General features: G+C 71.9%; 22 protein-coding genes, 1 rRNA gene and 1 pseudogene. 17 read left to right on the forward strand and 7 right to left on the reverse strand.

Annotated elements, in window-relative coordinates; all coding sequences use genetic code 11:
* Window positions 1–30: 30 nt before the first annotated feature.
* The 7 genes from argJ (at window position 31) to argH (ending at window position 7,626) form a co-directional block, all read left to right on the forward strand.
* A complete protein-coding gene (argJ, locus tag GA0070604_RS09975) occupies window positions 31–1,203 on the forward strand; it encodes a bifunctional glutamate N-acetyltransferase/amino-acid acetyltransferase ArgJ (protein ID WP_091117638.1) in 1,173 nt (390 codons plus the stop codon).
* Between the two features lie 173 nt (window positions 1,204–1,376).
* Complete coding sequence (gene argB, locus GA0070604_RS09980) at window positions 1,377–2,264, forward strand: acetylglutamate kinase (protein WP_091117641.1); 888 nt, start codon at window positions 1,377–1,379, stop codon at window positions 2,262–2,264.
* Complete coding sequence (locus GA0070604_RS09985) at window positions 2,261–3,511, forward strand: acetylornithine transaminase (protein WP_091117644.1); 1,251 nt, start codon at window positions 2,261–2,263, stop codon at window positions 3,509–3,511. Before argB ends, GA0070604_RS09985 begins: the two co-directional genes overlap by 4 nt.
* Entirely contained in the window at window positions 3,508–4,434 is a 927-nt protein-coding gene (gene argF, locus GA0070604_RS09990) for an ornithine carbamoyltransferase (RefSeq protein ID WP_091117647.1), read from the forward strand. Before GA0070604_RS09985 ends, argF begins: the two co-directional genes overlap by 4 nt.
* The gene (locus tag GA0070604_RS09995; protein ID WP_091117649.1) at window positions 4,431–4,946 is read left to right on the forward strand and encodes an arginine repressor; all 516 of its coding nucleotides are present in this window, start codon (window positions 4,431–4,433) and stop codon (window positions 4,944–4,946) included. Before argF ends, GA0070604_RS09995 begins: the two co-directional genes overlap by 4 nt.
* Window positions 4,943–6,148: an argininosuccinate synthase gene (locus GA0070604_RS10000; RefSeq protein ID WP_091117652.1), complete on the forward strand. Its 1,206-nt coding sequence runs from the start codon at window positions 4,943–4,945 to the stop codon at window positions 6,146–6,148. Before GA0070604_RS09995 ends, GA0070604_RS10000 begins: the two co-directional genes overlap by 4 nt.
* A 14-nt stretch (window positions 6,149–6,162) precedes the next feature.
* Window positions 6,163–7,626 carry an argininosuccinate lyase gene (gene argH / locus GA0070604_RS10005; RefSeq protein WP_091117654.1) on the forward strand — a complete coding sequence of 488 codons (1,464 nt, stop codon included), beginning with the start codon at window positions 6,163–6,165 and terminating at the stop codon, window positions 7,624–7,626.
* Window positions 7,627–7,743: 117 nt separating this feature from the next.
* Here argH and GA0070604_RS33430 read toward each other — a convergent pair whose 3' ends face one another.
* From GA0070604_RS33430 to GA0070604_RS10015, 3 genes and pseudogenes are all read right to left on the reverse strand, one after another.
* Window positions 7,744–7,917 carry an MmcQ/YjbR family DNA-binding protein gene (locus GA0070604_RS33430; protein ID WP_244162270.1) on the reverse strand — a complete coding sequence of 58 codons (174 nt, stop codon included), beginning with the start codon at window positions 7,915–7,917 and terminating at the stop codon, window positions 7,744–7,746.
* A 38-nt stretch (window positions 7,918–7,955) separates the two neighbouring features.
* A pseudogene (locus GA0070604_RS33435) lies at window positions 7,956–8,096 on the reverse strand (MmcQ/YjbR family DNA-binding protein); the annotation flags it as partial.
* Between the two features lie 59 nt (window positions 8,097–8,155).
* A complete protein-coding gene (locus GA0070604_RS10015) occupies window positions 8,156–8,581 on the reverse strand; it encodes a DNA-binding protein (RefSeq protein WP_091127012.1) in 426 nt (141 codons plus the stop codon).
* Between the two features lie 94 nt (window positions 8,582–8,675).
* On the opposite strand from GA0070604_RS10015, the gene GA0070604_RS10020 reads away from it, so the two are divergent.
* From GA0070604_RS10020 to GA0070604_RS10040, 5 genes are all read left to right on the forward strand, one after another.
* Window positions 8,676–9,293 carry a DNA-3-methyladenine glycosylase gene (locus tag GA0070604_RS10020; RefSeq protein ID WP_091117657.1) on the forward strand — a complete coding sequence of 206 codons (618 nt, stop codon included), beginning with the start codon at window positions 8,676–8,678 and terminating at the stop codon, window positions 9,291–9,293.
* Window positions 9,294–9,383: 90 nt separating this feature from the next.
* Window positions 9,384–10,466 (forward strand): WD40/YVTN/BNR-like repeat-containing protein, encoded by a 1,083-nt coding sequence (locus GA0070604_RS10025; protein ID WP_091117659.1) that lies wholly within the window; start codon window positions 9,384–9,386, stop codon window positions 10,464–10,466.
* Window positions 10,467–10,742 carry a ubiquitin-like small modifier protein 1 gene (locus GA0070604_RS10030; protein WP_091117662.1) on the forward strand — a complete coding sequence of 92 codons (276 nt, stop codon included), beginning with the start codon at window positions 10,467–10,469 and terminating at the stop codon, window positions 10,740–10,742.
* Between the two features lie 141 nt (window positions 10,743–10,883).
* Window positions 10,884–11,987: an LLM class flavin-dependent oxidoreductase gene (locus GA0070604_RS10035; protein ID WP_091117664.1), complete on the forward strand. Its 1,104-nt coding sequence runs from the start codon at window positions 10,884–10,886 to the stop codon at window positions 11,985–11,987.
* Complete coding sequence (locus GA0070604_RS10040) at window positions 11,984–12,610, forward strand: FMN reductase (protein ID WP_091117666.1); 627 nt, start codon at window positions 11,984–11,986, stop codon at window positions 12,608–12,610. Before GA0070604_RS10035 ends, GA0070604_RS10040 begins: the two co-directional genes overlap by 4 nt.
* A gap of 74 nt (window positions 12,611–12,684) precedes the next feature.
* Here the strand turns inward: GA0070604_RS10040 and GA0070604_RS10045 are convergent, their stop codons facing one another.
* Both GA0070604_RS10045 and GA0070604_RS10050 read right to left on the reverse strand, forming a co-directional pair.
* Window positions 12,685–13,572 (reverse strand): universal stress protein, encoded by an 888-nt coding sequence (locus tag GA0070604_RS10045; protein ID WP_091117669.1) that lies wholly within the window; start codon window positions 13,570–13,572, stop codon window positions 12,685–12,687.
* Window positions 13,573–13,779: 207 nt separating this feature from the next.
* On the reverse strand, window positions 13,780–14,676 hold the full coding sequence (locus GA0070604_RS10050) for a universal stress protein (RefSeq protein ID WP_091117672.1): 897 nt from the start codon (window positions 14,674–14,676) through the stop codon (window positions 13,780–13,782).
* A gap of 230 nt (window positions 14,677–14,906) precedes the next feature.
* Here GA0070604_RS10050 and GA0070604_RS10055 point away from each other — a divergent pair, with 230 nt between their 5' ends.
* Window positions 14,907–15,377 carry a cyclic nucleotide-binding domain-containing protein gene (locus GA0070604_RS10055; protein ID WP_091127013.1) on the forward strand — a complete coding sequence of 157 codons (471 nt, stop codon included), beginning with the start codon at window positions 14,907–14,909 and terminating at the stop codon, window positions 15,375–15,377.
* 59 nt (window positions 15,378–15,436) lie between these two features.
* Here GA0070604_RS10055 and GA0070604_RS10060 read toward each other — a convergent pair whose 3' ends face one another.
* Window positions 15,437–15,763, reverse strand: coding sequence for a hypothetical protein (locus GA0070604_RS10060; RefSeq protein ID WP_208601999.1), 327 nt, complete (start codon window positions 15,761–15,763; stop codon window positions 15,437–15,439).
* Window positions 15,764–15,967: 204 nt separating this feature from the next.
* Here GA0070604_RS10060 and GA0070604_RS10065 point away from each other — a divergent pair, with 204 nt between their 5' ends.
* Together GA0070604_RS10065 and GA0070604_RS10070 are read left to right on the forward strand one after the other, a co-directional pair.
* The gene (locus tag GA0070604_RS10065) at window positions 15,968–16,471 is read left to right on the forward strand and encodes a GNAT family N-acetyltransferase (protein ID WP_091127015.1); all 504 of its coding nucleotides are present in this window, start codon (window positions 15,968–15,970) and stop codon (window positions 16,469–16,471) included.
* Window positions 16,472–16,481: 10 nt separating this feature from the next.
* On the forward strand, window positions 16,482–17,105 hold the full coding sequence (locus tag GA0070604_RS10070; RefSeq protein WP_091117675.1) for a hypothetical protein: 624 nt from the start codon (window positions 16,482–16,484) through the stop codon (window positions 17,103–17,105).
* 62 nt (window positions 17,106–17,167) lie between these two features.
* On the opposite strand, the gene GA0070604_RS10075 is transcribed toward GA0070604_RS10070, so the two are convergent.
* Window positions 17,168–17,551: a PaaI family thioesterase gene (locus tag GA0070604_RS10075; RefSeq protein WP_208602251.1), complete on the reverse strand. Its 384-nt coding sequence runs from the start codon at window positions 17,549–17,551 to the stop codon at window positions 17,168–17,170.
* Window positions 17,552–17,657: 106 nt separating this feature from the next.
* Between GA0070604_RS10075 and tyrS the strand changes: the two genes are divergently transcribed.
* Together tyrS and GA0070604_RS10085 are read left to right on the forward strand one after the other, a co-directional pair.
* A complete protein-coding gene (tyrS, locus tag GA0070604_RS10080; protein WP_091127016.1) occupies window positions 17,658–18,941 on the forward strand; it encodes a tyrosine--tRNA ligase in 1,284 nt (427 codons plus the stop codon).
* Between the two features lie 607 nt (window positions 18,942–19,548).
* Window positions 19,549–21,063: ribosomal RNA gene (locus GA0070604_RS10085) — 16S ribosomal RNA — on the forward strand.
* Window positions 21,064–21,168: the final 105 nt, after the last annotated feature.

Here is a 21,168-nt window from a genome sequence, read left to right on the forward strand (position 1 = left end):
CACCGCAGTCGCGAACGAAAGGACGGCACCGTGACCGTCACCACCCCCCGAGGCTTCCGGGCGGCCGGCGTCGCCGCCGGACTCAAGGCCAGCGGCGCCAGCGACGTGGCCCTCGTGGTCAACGACGGCCCCGACGCCGGGGTCGCCGGCGTATTCACCGCCAACCGGGTCAAGGCCGCCCCGGTGCTCTGGACCCAGCAGGTCGTCCGGGGCGGCGTGGTTCGCGCCGTGGTGCTCAACTCCGGCGGGGCCAACGCCTGCACCGGCCCGGCCGGCTTCCAGGACACCCATGCCACCGCCGAGCACACCGCCGCCGTGCTCACCGCGAGCAGTCCCCGGCTGATGCTCGGCGCGGGCGAGGTCGCGGTCTGCTCCACCGGCCTGATCGGCGAGCGGCTCCCCATGCCCGCCCTGCTCTCCGGCGTACGCGGTGCGGTGCGCGGCCTGTCCCGCGACGGCGGCCTGCCGGCCGCCGAAGCGATCATGACCACCGACACCCGGCCCAAGACCACGGTCTCCGCCGGGAGCGGCTGGACCGTCGGCGGCATGGCCAAGGGGGCCGGCATGCTCGCCCCCGCGATGGCCACCATGCTCTGCGTGCTCACCACCGACGCGGTGGCCGGCCCGGAGACCCTCGATGCCGCGCTGCGGGCCGCCACCCGGGTCACCTTCGACCGGATCGACTCCGACGGCTGCATGAGCACCAACGACACGGTGCTGCTGCTGGCCAGCGGCGCGTCCGGCATCGAGCCCAGCGAGGCCGAGCTGACCGCCGTGGTCACCGCCGCCTGCCACGACCTCGCCCAGCAGCTCATCGCCGACGCGGAGGGCGCCACCAAGCAGATCGCCATCGACGTGGTCGGCGCGGCCACCGAGGAGGACGCGGTCGAGGTCGGCCGGTCGGTGGCCCGGAACAACCTGGTCAAGACCGCGCTGTTCGGCAACGACCCGAACTGGGGCCGGATCCTCGCTGCCGTCGGCACCACCGCGGCCGCCTTCGAGCCCGACCGGGTGGACGTCGCGGTCAACGGGGTGTGGGTGTGCCGGGGCGGGGCCGCCGCCGAGGACCGGTCCAAGGTCGACCTCACCGGCCGGGACGTCACCATCCGGATCGACCTGCACGCCGGCGACGCGGTGGCGACCGTCTGGACCAACGACCTGTCGCACGCGTACGTGCACGAGAACTCGGCGTACTCATCGTGAGCGCGAGGAACGCAGCGCAGCGGAGTCCCGCAGTCGTGAACGGAAGGCGGGCGCGGTGAGCGCGAGGAACGCAGCGGAGCGGAGTCCCGCAGTCGTGAACGGAGGGCGGGTGCGGTGAGCGCGAGGAACGCAGCGCAGCGGAGTCCCGTAGTCGCGAACGGAAGGCTGGTGCGGTGAGTCTCAGCGCGGACCTCACCCGGGCCCAGGTCAAGGCCGAGACGCTGATCGAGGCCCTGCCCTGGCTGGCCCGTTTCTCCGGCGCCACCGTCGTGGTCAAGTACGGCGGCAACGCGATGATCGACCCCGAGCTCCAGCGGGCCTTCGCCGCCGACATGGTCTTCCTCCGGTACGCCGGCCTCAAGCCGGTCGTCGTGCACGGCGGCGGGCCGCAGATCTCCGCCATGCTGGGGCGGCTCGGCATCGTCAGCGAGTTCAAGGGCGGGTTGCGGGTCACCACCCCGGAGGCGATGGACGTCGTCCGGATGGTGCTGGTCGGGCAGGTCGGCCGGGAACTGGTCGGCCTGATCAACGCGCACGGCCCGTTCGCCGTCGGGCTCTCCGGCGAGGACGCCGGGCTGTTCACCGCCGTACGCCGCCCGGCGTACGTGGACGGGCAGCCGATCGACGTCGGGCAGGTCGGCGACGTGGAGTCGGTGGATGTCTCGGCGGTGGCCGACCTGATCGCGACCGGCCGGATCCCGGTGATCTCCACCGTCGCGCCGGACGCCGACGGGGTGCTGCACAACCTCAACGCCGACACGGCCGCCGCCGCGCTCGCCGTTGCCCTGGAGGCGCGCAAGCTGGTCGTCCTCACCGACGTGGCCGGCCTCTACGCCGACTGGCCGGACACGTCCAGCCTGATCAGCGAGATCAACACCGACGACCTGGCGAAGCTGCTGCCGTCGCTGGAGTCGGGGATGGTCCCGAAGATGGAGGCCTGCCTGCGGGCGGTGCGCGGGGGAGTGCCCGCCGCGCACGTCGTCGACGGCCGGGTCGCCCACTCCACGCTCCTGGAAGTCTTCACCTCGGAGGGATTCGGCACCATGGTGGTGGCGGAATGACCACGCTCGTCGAACGCTGGGGCCAGTCCATGATGGACAACTACGGCACCCCGCCGCTCGCGCTCGTCTCCGGCTCCGGCGCCGTCGTGGTCGACGAGGCCGGCCGGGAGTACGTCGACCTGCTCGGCGGTATCGCGGTCAACGCCCTCGGCCACGCCCACCCGGCCGTGGTGGCCGCCGTGTCCAGGCAGGTCGCCACCCTCGGGCACGTCTCCAACCTGTTCGTCGCGGAGCCGCCGGTCGCCCTCGCCGAGCTGCTGCTGGCCCTCGCCGGACGTTCCGGGCGGGTGTTCTTCGCCAACTCCGGCGCGGAGGCGAACGAGGCCGCGTTCAAACTGTCCCGGCTCACCGGGCGCACCCACGTGGTCGCCACCCGGGGCGGCTTCCACGGCCGGACCATGGGCGCCCTGGCGCTCACCGGCCAGCCGGCCAAGGCCGACCCGTTCCGCCCGCTCCCCGGTGACGTCACCCACGTCCCGTACGGCGACGCCGCCGCCCTGGCAGCGGCGGTCACCGACGCCACCGCCATGGTGATCGTCGAGCCGATCCAGGGCGAGAACGGGGTCGTCGTACCGCCGCCCGGCTACCTTGCCGAGGCCCGGCGGATCACCGCCGCGCACGGCGCCCTGCTGGTGCTCGACGAGGTGCAGACCGGCGTCGGCCGTACCGGCCACTGGTTCGCCCACCAGGCCGAGGGCGTCGAGCCGGACGTCATCACCCTGGCCAAGGGGCTCGGCGGGGGCCTGCCCATCGGCGCCTGTCTGGCCTTCGGCCGGGCCGCCGACCTGCTCGCCCCCGGCTCGCACGGCACCACCTTCGGCGGTAATCCGGTCAGCTGCGCCGCCGCCCTCGCCGTGATCGCCACCATCGCCAACGAGGGGCTGCTCGACCACGTCAAGCGGATCGGGGAGCGGCTGCGGCGGGGGATCGAGGCGCTCGGCCACCCGCTGGTCACCGAGGTCCGCGGCGCCGGTCTGCTGCTCGGTGTCGTGTTCGCCGAGCCGGTCTCCGGCGCGGTGGCGAGCGCGCTGCGCGAGGCGGGCTTCCTGGTCAACCCGGTGCAGCCCGGCGTGGTCCGACTCGCCCCACCGCTGATCCTCACCGCCGACCAGGCCGACGCCTTCCTGTCCGCCCTCCCCGCCGCCCTACGGACAGCCACCGCAGACCTTGCCGGGAAGCGGCCCCCGGAGGGGTCGAAACCTACCGAGATCTCGACCGAGGCGACCACCACGGAGGCGAACGCATGATCCGGCACTTCCTGCGGGACGACGACCTGACCCCCGCCGAGCAGTCGGCCGTCCTCGACCTCGCCGCCCGGATGAAGGCGGACCGGTTCGGCCTCCAGCCCCTGGCCGGGCCGAGGTCGGTGGCGGTGCTCTTCGACAAGCAGAGCCTGCGGACCCGCTTCTCCTTCGACGTCGGCATCGCCGAACTGGGCGGGCACCCGATCGTGGTGGACACCCAGGTCACCCACTTCGGGCGGGGTGAGACCCTGGCCGACGCCGGCCGGGTGCTCTCCCGGTACGTGGCGGCGATCGTGCTGCGTACCCACGGCGACGACCGGATCGCCGAGGTCGCCGCGCACGCCACCGTGCCGGTGATCAACGCGCTCACCGACACCTACCACCCGTGCCAGCTCCTCGCCGACCTGCTCACCATCCGCGAGCGGTTCGGCGCCACCGCCGGACGGACCCTGGCGTACGTCGGGGACGCGGCGAACAACATGGCGCACTCGTACCTGCTGGCCGGGGCGACCGCCGGGATGCACGTCCGGGTCGCCGGGCCGGCCGGGTTCCAGCCCGACCCCGAGGTGGTCGCCCGGGCCGAGAAGATCGCCGCCGGCACCGGCGGGTCGGTCCGCGTGCTCACCGACCCGGTCGACGCGGTCCGGGGCGCACATGCGGTCGCCACCGACACCTGGACCTCGATGGGGCAGGAGGCCGACGGGCTGGACCGGATCACCCCGTTCCTGCCGTACCAGGTCAACGACGCGCTGCTCGGCCACGCCGCGGCGGACGTCATCGTGCTGCACTGCCTGCCCGCCCACCGGGGCGAGGAGATCACCGACGAGGTGCTCGACGGGCCGCACAGCGCGGTCTTCGACGAGGCGGAGAATCGCCTGCACGCCCAGAAGGCGCTGCTGACGTTTCTCCTGGAGGCATCCTCATGACCGCCCCGCTGACCCGTGCCGCCCGGCACGCCCGCATCGTCGAACTGATCCGCGACCGGGCCATCCACTCGCAGACCGAGCTGGCCGACCTGCTCGCCGGCGACGGGATCCAGGTCACCCAGGCCACCCTCTCCCGCGACCTCAAGGAGCTGGGGGCGGTCACCGCCCGCGGCGGTGACGGGCGCGGCGTCTACCTGATTCCCGAGGACGGCCACCGGCCGCTGCGCGAGGCCGAGGCCGCACCGGCCCGGCTCGTCCGGCTGTTGAGTGAGCTGCTCAACGGGGTCGACGCCAGCGGCAACATCGCCGTGCTGCGTACCCCGCCGGGTGCGGCCCACTACCTGGCCAGCGCGTTGGACCGAGCGGGCCTGCCCGAGGTCGTCGGCACCATCGCCGGCGACGACACCATCCTCGTCGTGGCCCGCGAGGCCGTCGGCGGTGCCGCACTGGGCGACAAGCTCGCCGCGTGGGCCCGCCGGGAAGAGTTCGTTGAAGGGAGCACCACGTCATGACCGAGCGGGTAGTCCTGGCGTACTCCGGGGGTCTCGACACCTCCGTCGCCATTCCCTACCTCGCCGAGCAGACCGGTGCCGAGGTGATCGCGGTCGCGGTCGACGTCGGCCAGGGCGGCGAGGACATGAACGTCATCCGGCAGCGCGCGTTGGACTGCGGCGCGGCGGAGTCCGAGGTGGTCGACGCGCGCGACGAGTTCGCCGCCGAGTACTGCCTGCCGGCGATCCGCGCCAATGCCCTGTACATGGACCGCTACCCGCTGGTCTCGGCGCTGTCCCGGCCGCTGATCGTCAAGCACCTGGTCGCCGCGGCGAGGAAGCACGGCGGCACCATCGTGTCGCACGGCTGCACCGGCAAGGGCAACGACCAGGTTCGCTTCGAGGTCGGCCTGGGCGCGCTCGCGCCCGACCTGAAGATCATCGCGCCGGCCCGGGACTTCGCCTGGACCCGGGACAAGGCGATCGCCTTCGCCGAGGAGAAGGGGCTGCCGATCGACGTGTCGGCCAAGTCGCCGTACTCGATCGACCAGAACCTGTGGGGCCGCGCGGTCGAGACCGGCTTCCTGGAGGACATCTGGAACGCCCCCATCGAGGACCTGTACTCGTACACCGCCGACCCGGCGCAGGAGCGGGACGCCGACGAGGTGGTCATCACCTTCGACGCGGGCGTGCCGGTCGCCATCGACGGCGAGACGGTCACCCCGTACCAGGCGATCCTGGAGCTGAACCGGCGCGCCGGCTCCCAGGGCGTCGGCCGGCTCGACATGGTCGAGGACCGGCTGGTCGGCATCAAGAGCCGCGAGGTGTACGAGGCCCCGGGCGCGGTCGCCCTGATCACCGCCCACCAGGAGCTGGAGAACGTCACCATCGAGCGGGACCTGGCCCGGTTCAAGCGCGGTGTCGACCAGCGCTGGGGCGAACTGGTCTACGACGGCCTCTGGTTCTCGCCGCTGAAGCAGGCGCTCGACGCGTTCGTCGACGACACCCAGCGGCACGTCTCCGGCGAGGTGCGGCTCACCCTGCACGGCGGTCGGGCCACGGTCACCGGGCGGCGTTCCGAGGCCAGCCTGTACGACTTCGGCATGGCCACCTACGACACCGGCGACACCTTCGACCAGTCCCTCGCCAAGGGTTTCGTGCAGTTGTGGGGCCTGCCGAGCAAGATGGCCGCCGCGCGGGACGCCCGGCTGGGCGGTGCCTGATCGTGAACAGCACAATGGGTGGGGTGGACGACAAGAGCCTGACCGAGAACAGCGCCGCCGCCAACCGGACGAGTCTCTGGGGAGGCCGGTTCGCCGGCGGACCCTCCGAGGCGCTCGCGCGGCTGTCGGTGAGCGTCCAGTTCGACTGGCGCCTCGCCCCGTACGACATCGCCGGCTCCCGGGCGCACGCCCGGGTCCTGGCCGGCGCCGGCCTGCTCGACCCTGAGGAACTGGGGAGGATGCTGGCCGCCCTGGACGACCTGGAGGCCGCCTGCGCCTCCGGGGCGTTCCGGCCGACCGTCGACGACGAGGACGTGCACACCGCGTTGGAGCGCGGCCTGCTGGAGCGGCTCGGCAGCCTCGGCGGCAAGCTGCGCGCCGGCCGGTCCCGTAACGACCAGGTCGCCACCGACCTGCGGCTCTATCTGCGTGATCACGCCCGAGGCGTGGCCGCTCGGCTGGTGGAGCTGGCCGAGGCCCTGGTCGAGCAGGCGGGACGGCACGTGGACACGGCCGCCCCCGGGATGACCCACCTCCAGCACGCCCAGCCGGTCACCTTCGGGCACTGGCTGCTCGCCCACGTGCAGCCGCTGCTGCGTGACCTGGAGCGGCTGCGCGACTGGGACCACCGGAGCGCGATCAGCCCGCTCGGCGCGGGCGCGCTGGCCGGTTCGGGCCTGCCGTTGGACCCGGTGGCGGTCTCCAAGGAGCTGGGCTTCCGGACGTCCTTCGCCAACTCGATGGACGCGGTCGCCGACCGGGACTTCGTCGCCGAGTTCCTCTTCGTCACCGCGATGATCGGCGTGCACCTGTCCCGCCTCGGCGAGGAGGTGGTGCTCTGGACGTCGCACGAGTTCGGCTGGGTCGAGCTGGACGACGCGTTCGCCACCGGGTCGTCGATCATGCCGCAGAAGAAGAACGCGGACATCGCGGAGCTGGCCCGGGGCAAGTCCGGACGGCTCGTCGGCGGGCTGATGAGCGTGCTCACCATGCTCAAGGGCCTGCCGATGACCTACGACCGGGACATGCAGGAGGACAAGGAGCCGGCCTTCGACGCGGTCGACACCCTGGAACTGCTGCTGCCGGCCCTCGCCGGGATGATCTCCACGATGACGGTCCGCGTCGACCGCCTGGTGGCCGCCGCGCCGGTCGGCTTCTCGCTCGCCACCGAGGTGGCCGACTGGCTGGTCCGCCGGAACGTGCCGTTCCGCGACGCGCACGAGATCACCGGCAAGCTGGTGGCGCTCTGCGTGGCCCGGGACTGTGCCCTGGACGAGGTCTCCGACGACGACCTCGCCGCGGTGAGCCCGCACCTGGACCCGTCGGTGCGGGACGTGCTCTCGGTCCGCTCCGCCCTGGCGGCCCGGACCACCCCGGGCTCGACCGGCCCCGGGCCGGTGGCCGACCAGCTCGCCGCCGCCGCGGACAAGCTGGCCGGCTGGCGGGACTGGGCCGCCGAGCAGGTCGTGCCCCGCTGACCCCGGCACTGCAAGAAGGCCCTCGGCGTGCTGCCGAGGGCCTTCTTGCCGTTTGAGGACCGCCATGTCAGGACCGGACGTGCCGGGTCGCGAGGGTGTGTCTCAGCGGGGGAGCGGTCACGCCGTCGGTCGCTCGCGCTTCGGCAGCTTCGCCACCACCGCGTCGTACGACCCGTCGACGGCCTCGATCAGCTCGTCGTCCGGGATGCCGCCGTCGAGCCGCAGCGTGTTCCAGCCGGACCGGCCGATGTAGGGGAGGGGCGGGCGTCGTCCGGGAACCGGTGCAGCCACTCGTCGGCGGCCTCCCGGGACGGGCCGCACTTCACGCCCACCCGGGCCTCGCCGTCCGGGGAGCCGAGGAAGGCGAAGATCCTGCTGCCCACCTTGACGACCTCGTCGCCCTCCCACGGCTGGTCCGGCCACGCGCCCGGCTTCGCCAGGCAGTACGTCAGCATCTCGTCGCGCGTCATCGCGTCTTCGTCCTGTCCACCCGGCCAGTGTTGCCGGGCGCTGTGACAGTCTTCGCCGGTCAGTCGGCGGTGCCGGTGCGGACGGCCAACCGCTCGTAGCGCTGGCGGGCCGCCTGGGCGCTGCCCAGCCCCAGCCCGAAGGCGATCGCCTGCCAGGTCATGCCCCGGCCGCGGGCCGCCTGCAACAGGCCGGCCTCCAGCGTGTCGACCTCCGCGCGGACATGCGGGATCAGGGTCAGCGCGGCCATCAGGTCGGCCTGGTCCACCGGGTCCTCGCCCGGTTCCAGCTCCGCCCCGCCGGCGAGGGCCATCACCAGGGTCGCCGCCTCATACGCGTCGGGGACGTCCGGGTGGGCATAGCGCCGGCGTCGAGCGTTCGTGCCGGCGTGCCGCTCCGCGATCCGCATCAACGCCGTGTAGTTGCGGTGGGCTCGGGCCTGGGCCGCGTCCGGAGCGGTGAACGGGTCGTTGTCCAGCGTGTCCATGCCGTCCATCAGAACCTATTGAACGGCATTTTGTCAACACCCTGTTGACAGCGGATCGTGTTCATACTTTCGGGTTGCCGGATAGGGTTCATCCGTGACCGGCACCCATCTCGCGCCCCTCGCCGACCTGCTCGCCGGGCCGGTGGTCCCCGCCGCCCGGGGACTGCTCGGTTGCCGGCTCACCAGCCACGGGGTCACCGTCCGGATCACCGAGGTCGAGGCGTACGCGGGCACGGCCGGGGATCCGGCGTCGCACGCCCACCGGGGGCGTACCCCGCGCAACGCGGTCATGTTCGGCCCCTCCGGGCACGCCTACGTCTACTTCACGTACGGCATGCACTGGTGCGTCAACGTGGTCACCGGTCCGGACGGCGAGGCGTCGGCGGTGCTGCTGCGGGCCGGCGAGGTGATCGACGGCCTTGACGTCGCCCGGACCCGCCGGCCTGCCGTACGCCGGGAGGTGGATCTGGCGCGCGGACCCGCCCGGCTCTGCGCGGCGCTGGGCATCGACCGGTCCGTCTACGGCGCGGATCTGCTCGGCGACGGTCCGGTCCGGCTGCGGCCTCCGCTCGACCCGGTGCCGGAGGCGTCGGTCGCGGCCGGCCCCCGGGTCGGCGTCACCGGCGCCCACGACGTGCCCTGGCGGTTCTGGATCGCGGGCGACCCGACCGTCAGCGCCTACCGCCGGCACGTGCCCCGCGTCCGTCGCTGAGCGGGCGGTCGGCGCGGCGGGGCGAAATTCTGTCGGTGGGCGTGGCCATAATCACCACACCCCGCTCGCCGACGGACCGGAGGACCCGACATGACAACCCTGCTCGCGATCGGCACCGGCAAGGGACTCTTCCTCGCCACCAGCCCCGACCGGCGCGCCTGGGAGGTGAGCGGCCCGCACTTCCCGATGACCGGCGTCTACGCGGTCGCCGTCGACAAGCGTCGCGGGCGGCCCCGGGTGCTCGCCGGCATGACCAGCTCGCACTTCGGGCCGAGCGTGGCGACCAGCGACGACCTCGGCGCCTCCTGGCAGGAGCCCGACCAGGCGCCGGTGGCCTTCCCGGCCGACACCGGAGCCAGCCTCGGCCGGGTCTGGCAGCTCACCCCGGCCGGCGCCGACCAGCCCGACGTGGTCTGGGCCGGCACCGAGCCGGCGGCGCTGTTCCGCTCCGACGACGGCGGGCGCAGCTTCCAGCTCGTCCGGGCGCTCTGGGACCATCCGCACCGGGAGTCCTGGGATGCCGGCTTCGGCGGCCAGGCGATCCACAGCGTGCTGCCGCACCCGAGCGACCCGGCCCGGATGGCGGTGGCGATGTCCACCGGCGGGGTCTACCGCACCGAGGACGCCGGGGCGAGTTGGGCGCCCGGCAACACCGGCATCCGGGCCTACTTCCTGCCCGACGAGTGGCCCGAGTTCGGGCAGTGCGTCCACAAGATCGCGCGCGACGCCGGCAACCCCGATCGGCTCTACGCGCAGAACCACCACGGCGTCTACCGTTCCGACGACGACGGCCGCACCTGGACCTCGATCGCCGCCGGCCTGCCCAGCGACTTCGGCTTCCCGATGGTCGCCCACCCGTCCCGCCCCGGCACGGTCTACGTCTTCCCGCTGGCCGCCGACGCCCAGCGCTTCCCGGTCGACCACCGCTGCCGGGTCTACCGCTCGGCCGACGCGGGCGACAAGTGGGAGCCGCTCTCGGCCGGGCTGCCCGACGAGCCGTTCTACCCGTCGGTGCTGCGTGACGCGATGTGCGCCGACGACGCAGACCCCGCCGGGGTCTACTTCGGCACCCGGTCCGGCGAGGTCTACGCCAGCCGGGACGAGGGGGATTCCTGGTCGCTGGTCGCCGCCCACCTGCCCGATGTGCTCTGCGTCCGCGCCGCGGTGATCTGAGTGGTCACCGTGCTGCTGCCCGGCCCGCTGCGGGGCGAGGCCGGTGGCGCGAGCCGGCTCACCGTCGCCGCCAACGGCACGCTGCGGACCGTCCTGGACGAGCTCGACGGCGCCTGGCCCCGGCTGGGCCGCCGGATCCGCGACGAGCGCGGCGAGCTGCGCCGCTACGTCAACGTCTACGTCGACGGCGAGGACTGCCGCCACGCCGGGGGGCTGGACACCCCGGTCGGTGAGGGCGCGGAGGTGCAGGTGCTGCCGTCGGTGGCCGGCGGCTGACCGGAGCGACGGCTTCCTCCGCGCGGGTGGTGAGGTGGGCCACGCGGATGGCGGTTCCTGGCGGAATAGTTGACTCGTCAAATATGTTGTGCGGTGCGATCCAGGGCCATCCCGGCCCCGGGCGGCACGCGAGGAGCTGTCATGCAGTTCGGAGTCTTCACCGTCGGCGACGTCACGGTCGACCCGACCAACGGGCGGCTGCCGTCCGAGCATGAGCGGATCAAGGCCATGGTGGCCATCGCGCTCAAGGCCGAGGAGGTCGGCCTCGACGTCTTCGCCACCGGCGAGCACCACAACCCGCCGTTCGTGCCCTCGTCACCGACCACCATGCTCGGCTGGATCGCCGCCCGTACCGAGCGGCTGCTGCTCTCCACCTCGACCACGCTGATCACCACCAACGACCCGGTGAAGATCGCCGAGGACTACGCGATGCTGCAGCACCTGGCCGACGGCCGGGTGGACCTGATGCTGGGGCGTGGCAACACCGGCCCCGTCTACCCCTGGTTCGGGCAGGACATCCGCAACGGCATCCCCCTCGCGATCGAGAACTACGACCTGCTGCACCGGCTGTGGCGCGAGGACGTGGTCGACTGGAAGGGCCGCTTCCGCACCCCGTTGCAGGCGTTCACCTCGACCCCGCGCCCGCTCGACGGGGTGCCGCCGTTCGTCTGGCACGGCTCGATCCGCAGCCCCGAGATCGCCGAGCAGGCCGCGTACTACGGGGACGGCTTCTTCGCCAACCACATCTTCTGGCCCAAGGAGCACACCCAGCGGATGGTCGGCCTCTACCGGCAGCGGTTCGAGCACTACGGCCACGGCTCCGCCGACCAGGCCATCGTCGGGCTCGGCGGCCAGGTCTTCATGCGGAAGAACTCCCAGGACGCGGTCCGCGAGTTCCGCCCGTACTTCGACAACGCCCCGGTCTACGGGCACGGGCCGTCGCTGGAGGAGTTCAGCCGCGAGACGCCGCTGACCGTGGGCAGCCCGCAGCAGGTCATCGACCGTACGCTGGGCTTCCGCGAGTATGTCGGCGACTACCAGCGCCAGCTCTTCCTGATGGACCACGCCGGGCTGCCGCTCAAGACCGTCCTGGAGCAGCTCGACCTCCTCGGCGAGGAGGTCGTACCGGTGCTGCGCAAGGAGTTCGACTCGCTGCGCCCGGCGCACGTGCCGGCGGCACCGACGCACGCCGCGCTGCTCGCGGCCCACGAGGCGAGCCTGGCCGGGGCGGAGGAGGGGCGATGACCCGGCGCACCCTGGCCGTGGTCTCGGCCGGTCTCGGCCAGCCCTCCTCCACCCGGCTGCTCGCCGACCAGCTCGCCACGGCCGCCCGTGACGAGCTGGTCCGGCGCGGCGCCGAGGTGGAGATCCGCCCCGTCGAGCTGCGCGAACACGCGCACGACGTGGTGAACCACCTGCTCACCGGCTTCCCGCCGGCCGCCCTCCGGGAGGCGCTGGACACGGTGGCGAGCGCGGACGGGCTGGTCGCGGTCACCCCGATCTTCAACGCCTCGTACAACGGGCTGTTCAAGTCCTTCTTCGACGTGGTGGACAAGGACGCCCTGGCCGACCGGCCGGTGCTGATCGGAGCCACCGGCGGCACCGCCCGGCACTCGTTGGCGCTGGAACACGCGGTCCGGCCGATGTTCGCGTACCTGCGGGCGGTGGTGATGCCGACGGCGGTCTTCGCGGCGCCCGAGGACTGGTCCGGGGACGGCGTCGAGGACGCCCTGCGGGCCCGGATCCGGCGGGCCGGCACCGAACTGGCCGAGCAGGTGGAGCGGCGCCCGGCCGCGCCCGGCCCGGCCGACCCGTTCGCCCTCACCACCAGCTTCGAAGACCTGCTCGCCGGCCGCGACTCGGCCTGACTCCAGCGCGTTCCGCCCCGTAAGGAGGGGTCCCCTGTTAACGCCTCGCGTTAACAGGGGACCCCTCCTTACGCTCAGTCCGTCGGCTCGTACGGGTGGGCCACCAGCACCGGACAGTGGGCGTGCTGCACGAGCGCCTGGCTGACCGAGCCGAGCAGCAGCCCGGCGAAGCCGCCCCGGCCGCGCGACCCGACCACCATTAGCGCCGCCTCCCCACTCGCCGCGATCAGCGCCTGCTCCGCGGAGGCGGCCCGGACCGGCCGCTGCGAGACGGCCAGCACCGGATGGTCCGCGCGGATCCGGGCCGCCGCCCGGGCCAGCAGCTCCGTCGATTCGGACTGCTCGGCCGCCGCCGCCCCGGCCGCCTCCGCCGGCGCCGCCCCGGCCCGCTCCGGCGGGAGGACGTGCACCAGCACCAGCTCGGCGCCCCGGCGTACCGCCTCGTCGGCGGCGATCCGGACGGCCAGGTCGGCCGACTCGGAACCGTCCACCCCGACCAGCACCGGCCCGTCGACCGGAATCGGTTGCTCGGCCGGACGGATCACCAGCGCCGGGCAGTGCCCGTGCTGGGCGACCTGGCCGCTCACCGAACCGAGCAGCAGGCCGGCGAAGCCGCCGACGCCCCGGCTGCCGACCACCACGAGATCCGCCCGGCGGGACTCCTCGACCAGGGTGGCGCCCGGGCCGCCGGCCACCTGGCGGACCTGCACCCGCAGGCCCGCATGCCGCTCGGTCAGCTCCGCCGCGACCTGTTCGAGCATCTTCTGCGCCTCCGCGGTGGGCGCCGGCACCCCGAGGTCGTACGGGTTCAGCGGCACCCCGTAGCCGAGCGGATGCAGGTAGCCGTGCACCAGGTGCAGCGGCCTTGACCGTTGGACGGCGGCGCGGGCGGCGTGCTCGGCGGCGGTCAGGCTGGTCGACGATCCGTCGACGCCCACCACGACAGGTCGGTTCACTGGCATCCCTCCGGTCGGCTCAGACCATTCTTGACGGCGAATTGCCTGGCACACCGCATTTGCCCCGACACCCGCTTCGGTACACCGAGGTTGGTGCACCAGGATCGACTCCGGTGCGGTCTGTGGTGGTACCACCATCCGCGCGACCTGGAGTGGAACAACCGCGCTCCGCGCCGACCGCGGGTGGCGGTCGGCGCGGATGCGGTCGGCGGGTCAGGCGGTGGCCCTGTCCTTGTGGTGCCGGACGATGGCCAGTGGGCTGCGGGAGTGGTGCAGCACCGCGTGGCTGACCGAGCCGAGCAGCAGCCCACCCAGGCTGCCCCGGCCGTGCGCGCCGACCACGGTCAGCTGCGCGTCGGCGGACTCCTCGACCAGCGCCCGGGCCGGGGCCGCGGCGACCAGCTTCTGCCGTACCCGGACCTCCGGGTAACGCTCGGCCCAGCCGGCCACCGCCTCGGCGAGCACCCGCTCCTCCTCGGCGCGCAGCTTCTCCGGGTCGTACACCAGCGGCATGATGTCGCCGGGGCCGATCGGGGACGGGTAGCGCCAGGCGTGTACGGCGACCAGGTCGGTGCCACGCTGCGCCGCCTCGGCGAAGGCGAAACCGATCGCCTCGTCGGAGATCGGGGAGCCGTCCACCCCGACCACCACCGGGCCGTCGGCCCGCAGCTCACCCCGGACCACCAGCACCGGGCAGTCGGCTCGGGCCGACAGCTGCACGGCCGCCGAGCCGACCAGCAGCCCGGCGAAACCGCCCAGGCCACGGTGGCCGAGCACCAGCAGCGCGGCGTCCCGGCTCGCCCGCAACAGCACCGTGACCGGGCCGCCGTCGACCACCTCACCGGTCACCGGGAGCTCGGAGTCGATCTTCCGCGCCTCGTCGACGGCCTCCGCGACGATCTTCTCGGCCCCCTGCCGCAGTTCGCTGTCCGGCAGCTTGACGGCGATCGGGCCGAGCGGGGTGCCGAGCAGCGGCCACAGGAACGCGTTCACCACTCGCAGCGGCCGGCGCCGGCCCGCCGCCTCCCGCGCGGCCACCCGCACCGCGTCCAGTGCGGAGGGGGAACCGTCCACACCCACCACGATCGGGGCACCAGCTCTGTCGGTCATCACGTCCTCCCTTCCTCCACCACCAGCGTTCTCCGCCGGCCGGCCGGGCGGCAGAGGCTTGCGCCCGCGGCGTCCGGGACCATCGGCCCTGACGGTTCGGGTCCTGCGGAGGTGGAATGGAGTCGGGAGGATCGGCCAGGAGGACGGCGATGCCCACCGCCGCCAGGTCGTGCCCCTGCCCGAGGGACCCGCTGGCCGGCCGGATCCCGCGCCGCGCCGTGGAGGTGTGCATGACCCCGTTGGAGATGCTCCGCGAACACCCCTTCCTCGCCGGCCTGCCCCAGGAGTGGCTGCCCCGGCTGACCGGCTACGCCCGTCCGGTGGTCTGGCACCCCGGGCACCGGTTGTTCCGCGCCGGCCGGCCCGCCGAGCGGTTCTGGCTGGTCCGTGGCGGCGAGGTGGCGCTGGACTTCCCGGTGCCCGGCCGCGGCGACGTGGGGATCGAGACGATCGGTCCGGGCGGGGTGCTCGGCTGGTCCTGGCTCTTCCCGCCGTACCGCTGGCAGTTCGGCGCGGTCGCCGTGCGGCGCAGCACCGCCGTCGAGTTCGACGCCGCCGGGGTACGCCGGCTGATGGAGTCCGACGACGCGCTCGGCCGCCAGCTCGTCACCCGGTTCATGAGCGTGGTCGTGGACCGGCTCCAGGCGTCCCGGGTACGCCTGCTCGACCTGTACGCCTATCCGAGCTCCGAGGAAAGCTGAGCCTGCCGCGGCGCCGTGGCCCGAGCGGCCGTCGGCGTGCCCACCGTGGACGCGGTCCGCTATCCGCTCATCCCCGCGGTCGGGTCGATGCGCCGCCGGACGACCAGCTCGTCCACCTCCAACCGACCGATGCGCAGCTCCCGGATCGTCGCCCGGCGGATGAACAGGCGCCCGATCGCCAAGGTGCCCACCGCCACCGCGCCGACCGCGGCCGCGGCGAGCGCCAGAGGCGCGGCCGCCGTGGGGCCGAGCGCGCGCGGTCCGGCCGCCGTGGGGCCCACCAACCGGGGTCTGGCGGCCCACCCGCCGTTGTGCGACGGGGGCGGGGCGTGGCGGCGGGACGCCGGGCCGTGGCGGTGGTGGGCACAACGCCGGGATGCGGTCATGTCCCGATCCTCCGGGGCAGGCCGGCCACCGGGGCGGGTTCGGTCGGGCGTCCACCTCCCGGATGACCCGGCGGACCGGGGCCGGGGTACACCCCACATCCGGCGGGACGGCGACGACGGGAGGCGCGGCGGCGGGGCCGGACGGTGGCGTTCGGCGGGCCGGAGGTTCCGATCCCGTCGGTGGGCCCGCGTATCCTCCGACCCGTGACCAGTGAGGTGCGGCTCCGTCCGGTGCGTGACGATGACCTGCCGGCGTTCTTCGCGCACGGACAGGATCCGCAGGCCAATTGGATGGCCGCGTTCGGCCCGAAGGACCCGGCCGACCGGGCCGCCTTCGACGCCCACTGGGCGCGCATCCGCGCCGACCCGCGCATCGTCCCGCGGACCGTGACGGTCGGCGGCGAGGTGGTCGGGCACGTGGTCGCCTTCCCGGTGGGGGAGCTCACCGAGGTCAGCTACTGGATCGACCCGGGGCGCTGGGGCCGGGGCCACGCCACGGCCGCGCTGGGCGCGCTCCTGCGCGAGCTGCCGCAGCGGCCGGTGCATGCGCGCGCCGCGAAAGACAACGCCGCCTCCCTCGCCGTGCTCCGCAAGTGCGGCTTCGTCGTGGTCGGCGAGGACTCGGGGTACGCAGAGAGCCGCGGCACCGAGGTCGAGGAATTCGTACTGGAGATGTCCGTCTGGTCGGACGACCGGGCCGGCGGCTAGTCTCCCCCGGGTGAACTGGCTGGAACTCGTCGGCTGGGCCGGCTCCGCGCTGCTGGTCTGGTCGCTGCTGCAGACCCGCATCCTGCGGCTGCGCGCGCTCAACCTGGTCGGCTGCCTCATCCTGATCGGCTACAACGCCGCCGTGCAGGTGTGGCCGATGGTCGGGCTGAACGTGGTGCTTGCCGTGATCAACATCTGGTATCTGCGGGCGATGCTGGCCACCCGGCACGACGAGCAGACGTACCAGGTGGTCGAGGTGGGCACCGGCGACGCGTTCCTGGCCCACACGCTGCGCGTACACGGTGCCGACATCGCCCGGTTCAACCCGGACTTCCGCTGGGACCCGGCCGCCGGCCGGTCCGCGTTCCTGGTGGTGCGGGCCGATGAGGTGGTCGGCGTGGTGGTGTCGCACGCCGAGGCCGGCGGGGTGGCCCAGATCGACCTGGACTACGTCACCCAGCGGTTCCGCGACTTCACCCCGGGCGAGTTCGTCTACCGGCGCAGCCGCCTGTTCACCGACCGCGGCTTCCGCCGGGTGGTCAGCCCGCCGGGCATGGTCGCCCCCTACTACCACCGGCTCGGCTTCCGTCGGGAGGGCGACGCGTACGTCCTCGACCTGCCCACGGCCGCCTGACGGCGGAGCTCTCAGCCCCCAAGCCTGTCGTCCGGGGCGAGTCGATCCGGTCCGGGAGACGGTCAGGCGATGGTGAGGTTCTGCAGGCGCACCTGGCCGCGCGCCACCAGCCGGCCGTCGTCGTCGGTGATCTCCACCACCCAGAGCTGCTGGCTGCGGCCCCGGTGGATCGGCGTGCCCACCGCGGTCAGCTCCCCGTCCCGCACCGCGCGCAGGAAGTCGGTCTGGTTGGACACGCCGACGACGCGGCCCTGGTCGCCCAGCCATACGGCGCCGCCGATGCTGGCCGCCGTCTCCACCACCGAGCAGTAGACCCCGCCGTGCTGGATCCCGTACGGCTGGTGCAGTTCCGGCCGGACCTGCCAGCGGATCACCACCCGGTCCCCGCTGACCTCGTCGAACTTGAGCCCCAGCATGGCCCCGAAGCCCCCGTTCAGGTCCGGCATCTCCACGTCAGCTCCTCCTCGCCTCCGCTGGCGCCGCCAGCCTAGTGGTGCCCGGTGGGCAAACCCGCTACGGGCCAGGGCCGGTGATGGGGGAGAATCGGTGATCGTGACCGACAGCAACCTCCCGCACGGGCGGGACTCTCTGACCGAAGACCTGCGGTGGCGAGGCCTGATCCAGGACTCGACCGACCTCGACGAGCTGCGCGAGCTGCTCGACGGCGGGACGGCCACCTTCTATGTGGGCTTCGATCCGACCGCCCCGAGTCTGCACGTCGGCCACCTCATGCAGGTCATCACCGCGCGTCGGCTCCAGCTCGCCGGGCACCGGCCGCTGCTGCTGGTCGGGGGTGCCACCGGCCAGATCGGCGACCCGAAGGAGAGCGCCGAGCGGACCCTCAACCCGCCCGAGGTGGTCGCCGGCTGGGTTCAGCGCATCCGCGACCAGCTCGCGCCGTTCGTCTCGTACACCGGGGAGAACGCGGCCCAGCTGGTCAACAACCTGGACTGGACCGGCGAGATGTCGGTGGTGGAGTTCCTCCGGGACGTGGGCAAGCACTTCCCGGTGAACAAGATGCTGGCCCGCGAGGTGGTCAAGGCCCGGCTGGAGACCGGCATCAGCTTCACCGAGTTCAGCTACCAGCTCCTCCAGGCAAACGACTTCTTCGAGTTGCACCGCCGGTACGGCTGCCAGCTCCAGTACGGCGGCTCCGACCAGTGGGGCAACATCACCGCCGGGGTGGACTACATCCGTCGGCGAGGGGCTGGCCCGGTGGACGCCTTCACCACGCCGCTGGTCACCAAGTCCGACGGCACGAAGTTCGGCAAGACCGAGGGCGGCTCGGTCTGGCTCGACCCGGCGATGACCAGCCCGTACGCCTTCTACCAGTTCTGGGTCAACGCCGATGACCGGGACGTGAGCCGCTACCTGCGCTACTTCAGCTTCCGTTCCCGGCAGGAACTGGAGGAGCTGGAGAAGGCGACTGCGGAACGCCCGCAGGCGCGGCTCGCCCAGCGGGCGCTCGCCGAGGAGCTGACCACCCTGGTGCACGGCGAGCGGGAGATGGCGCAGGCGGTCGCGGCCAGTCAGGCGCTCTTCGGTCGCGGCTCGCTTGAGGAGTTGACGCCGGAGACCCTGCGTGCCGCGCTGACCGAGGCCGGGCTGGTCCACCTCACTGAGCTGCCGGACGTCGCCGGCCTGCTCAAGGAGTCGGGCCTGGTGCCGAGCATGAAGGAGGCCCGGCGGGTGATCGCCGAGGGCGGTGCCTACGTCAACAACAACCGGATCGCGGCGGTGGACGCCACCGTCTCGCCGGCGGACCTCCTGCACGGCCGGTACCTGGTGCTGCGCCGGGGCAAGCGCTCGTTCGCCGGTGTTGAGCTGCGCAAATAGCCGTACGTCGACAATGTGACGCGGGACGCGCCCGGCGGATTTGACGATCAAACCGCCGGGCGCGTAACTTTCTCTCTGCCAGCGCGGAACGGACGAAACAGGGCGAAAGACCTGGAAGGCCGGAGTGCTGGACCGACAAACCGGGTGGTGCCCCGGATTCGCCGGGAGGCGGATTTGGCGAGGCGGAACCGACCGGGTAAGGTTGTCGGCCGGCAGGGAAACCGGGCGAGTGAGCGGGTAACCGCATCGGCCGTCCTGCTGAAATCCTCGGAACTTCCGACGGAAGTCGGTTGGATCGGGGTGCCCGGAAAAAGGGTGGAAGCACGACAAACCGCGAAACACCGGTTTGACACGGCAGAAACCACCGGGTAACGTAGTAAAAGTGCCCGGCGCGAGAGCGGCGGGTGAGTGAACGAAATGCCCCGGATGGGGGTCCTGCGGTGCGGGGCTTTCGGATGGTGTGTGGTTGTTCTTTGAGAACTCAACAGGGTGCTTGATAAGCCAGTGCCAAATTGTTTGATACCCCGGACTGGTCAGGCTTTGGTCTGTCTGGTTGGGATTCCTTTGGCAACACTTTTGTTGCCGGGATGGATTGTTCAACAAGTTTTTGTTGGAGAGTTTGATCCTGGCTCAGGACGAACGCTGGCGGCGTGCTTAACACATGCAAGTCGAGCGGAAAGGCCCTTCGGGGTACTCGAGCGGCGAACGGGTGAGTAACACGTGAGCAACCTGCCCTAGGCTTTGGGATAACCCCGGGAAACCGGGGCTAATACCGAATAGGACCTCCTGTCGCATGGTGGGGGGTGGAAAGTTTTTCGGCCTGGGATGGGCTCGCGGCCTATCAGCTTGTTGGTGGGGTGATGGCCTACCAAGGCGACGACGGGTAGCCGGCCTGAGAGGGCGACCGGCCACACTGGGACTGAGACACGGCCCAGACTCCTACGGGAGGCAGCAGTGGGGAATATTGCACAATGGGCGGAAGCCTGATGCAGCGACGCCGCGTGAGGGATGACGGCCTTCGGGTTGTAAACCTCTTTCAGCAGGGACGAAGCGTAAGTGACGGTACCTGCAGAAGAAGCGCCGGCCAACTACGTGCCAGCAGCCGCGGTAAGACGTAGGGCGCGAGCGTTGTCCGGATTTATTGGGCGTAAAGAGCTCGTAGGCGGCTTGTCGCGTCGACTGTGAAAACCCGCGGCTCAACCGCGGGCCTGCAGTCGATACGGGCAGGCTAGAGTTCGGTAGGGGAGACTGGAATTCCTGGTGTAGCGGTGAAATGCGCAGATATCAGGAGGAACACCGGTGGCGAAGGCGGGTCTCTGGGCCGATACTGACGCTGAGGAGCGAAAGCGTGGGGAGCGAACAGGATTAGATACCCTGGTAGTCCACGCTGTAAACGTTGGGCGCTAGGTGTGGGGGGCCTCTCCGGTTCCCTGTGCCGCAGCTAACGCATTAAGCGCCCCGCCTGGGGAGTACGGCCGCAAGGCTAAAACTCAAAGGAATTGACGGGGGCCCGCACAAGCGGCGGAGCATGCGGATTAATTCGATGCAACGCGAAGAACCTTACCTGGGTTTGACATGGCCGCAAAACCTGCAGAGATGTGGGGTCCTTCGGGGGCGGTCACAGGTGGTGCATGGCTGTCGTCAGCTCGTGTCGTGAGATGTTGGGTTAAGTCCCGCAACGAGCGCAACCCTCGTTCGATGTTGCCAGCGCGTTATGGCGGGGACTCATCGAAGACTGCCGGGGTCAACTCGGAGGAAGGTGGGGATGACGTCAAGTCATCATGCCCCTTATGTCCAGGGCTTCACGCATGCTACAATGGCCGGTACAATGGGCTGCGATACCGTGAGGTGGAGCGAATCCCAAAAAGCCGGTCTCAGTTCGGATCGGGGTCTGCAACTCGACCCCGTGAAGTCGGAGTCGCTAGTAATCGCAGATCAGCAACGCTGCGGTGAATACGTTCCCGGGCCTTGTACACACCGCCCGTCACGTCACGAAAGTCGGCAACACCCGAAGCCGGTGGCCCAACCCTTGTGGAGGGAGCCGTCGAAGGTGGGGCTGGCGATTGGGACGAAGTCGTAACAAGGTAGCCGTACCGGAAGGTGCGGCTGGATCACCTCCTTTCTAAGGAGCACCATCCGTCGAAGGACGGTATGGAGCCCGCGGCCCGCGAATGTCGGGTCGGGGTGCTCATTGGCGGAGACACTGGCGAGTCGGTTCCGGCAACGG

The sequence above is a fragment of the Micromonospora eburnea genome (assembly GCF_900090225.1).
GTDB classification, from domain to species: Bacteria; Actinomycetota; Actinomycetes; order Mycobacteriales; family Micromonosporaceae; genus Micromonospora; species Micromonospora eburnea.

Excerpts from the sequence above, each read along its gene's own strand:
- GA0070604_RS10040 (WP_091117666.1), top strand. The coding sequence starts at position 11,984 with ATGACCCGGCGCACCCTGGCCGTGGTCTCGGCCGGTCTCGGCCAGCCC.
- GA0070604_RS10050 (WP_091117672.1), bottom strand. The coding sequence starts at position 14,676 with ATGACCGACAGAGCTGGTGCCCCGATCGTGGTGGGTGTGGACGGTTCC.
- argH (WP_091117654.1), top strand. The coding sequence starts at position 6,163 with ATGGGTGGGGTGGACGACAAGAGCCTGACCGAGAACAGCGCCGCCGCC.
- GA0070604_RS10055 (WP_091127013.1), top strand. The coding sequence starts at position 14,907 with ATGACCCCGTTGGAGATGCTCCGCGAACACCCCTTCCTCGCCGGCCTG.
- GA0070604_RS10045 (WP_091117669.1), bottom strand. The coding sequence starts at position 13,572 with ATGCCAGTGAACCGACCTGTCGTGGTGGGCGTCGACGGATCGTCGACC.
- GA0070604_RS10060 (WP_208601999.1), bottom strand. The coding sequence starts at position 15,763 with ATGACCGCATCCCGGCGTTGTGCCCACCACCGCCACGGCCCGGCGTCC.
- GA0070604_RS10075 (WP_208602251.1), bottom strand. The coding sequence starts at position 17,551 with ATGCCGGACCTGAACGGGGGCTTCGGGGCCATGCTGGGGCTCAAGTTC.
- GA0070604_RS10000 (WP_091117652.1), top strand. The coding sequence starts at position 4,943 with ATGACCGAGCGGGTAGTCCTGGCGTACTCCGGGGGTCTCGACACCTCC.
- GA0070604_RS10015 (WP_091127012.1), bottom strand. The coding sequence starts at position 8,581 with ATGGACACGCTGGACAACGACCCGTTCACCGCTCCGGACGCGGCCCAG.
- GA0070604_RS09985 (WP_091117644.1), top strand. The coding sequence starts at position 2,261 with ATGACCACGCTCGTCGAACGCTGGGGCCAGTCCATGATGGACAACTAC.
- GA0070604_RS10035 (WP_091117664.1), top strand. The coding sequence starts at position 10,884 with ATGCAGTTCGGAGTCTTCACCGTCGGCGACGTCACGGTCGACCCGACC.
- argF (WP_091117647.1), top strand. The coding sequence starts at position 3,508 with ATGATCCGGCACTTCCTGCGGGACGACGACCTGACCCCCGCCGAGCAG.
- GA0070604_RS09995 (WP_091117649.1), top strand. The coding sequence starts at position 4,431 with ATGACCGCCCCGCTGACCCGTGCCGCCCGGCACGCCCGCATCGTCGAA.
- GA0070604_RS10025 (WP_091117659.1), top strand. The coding sequence starts at position 9,384 with ATGACAACCCTGCTCGCGATCGGCACCGGCAAGGGACTCTTCCTCGCC.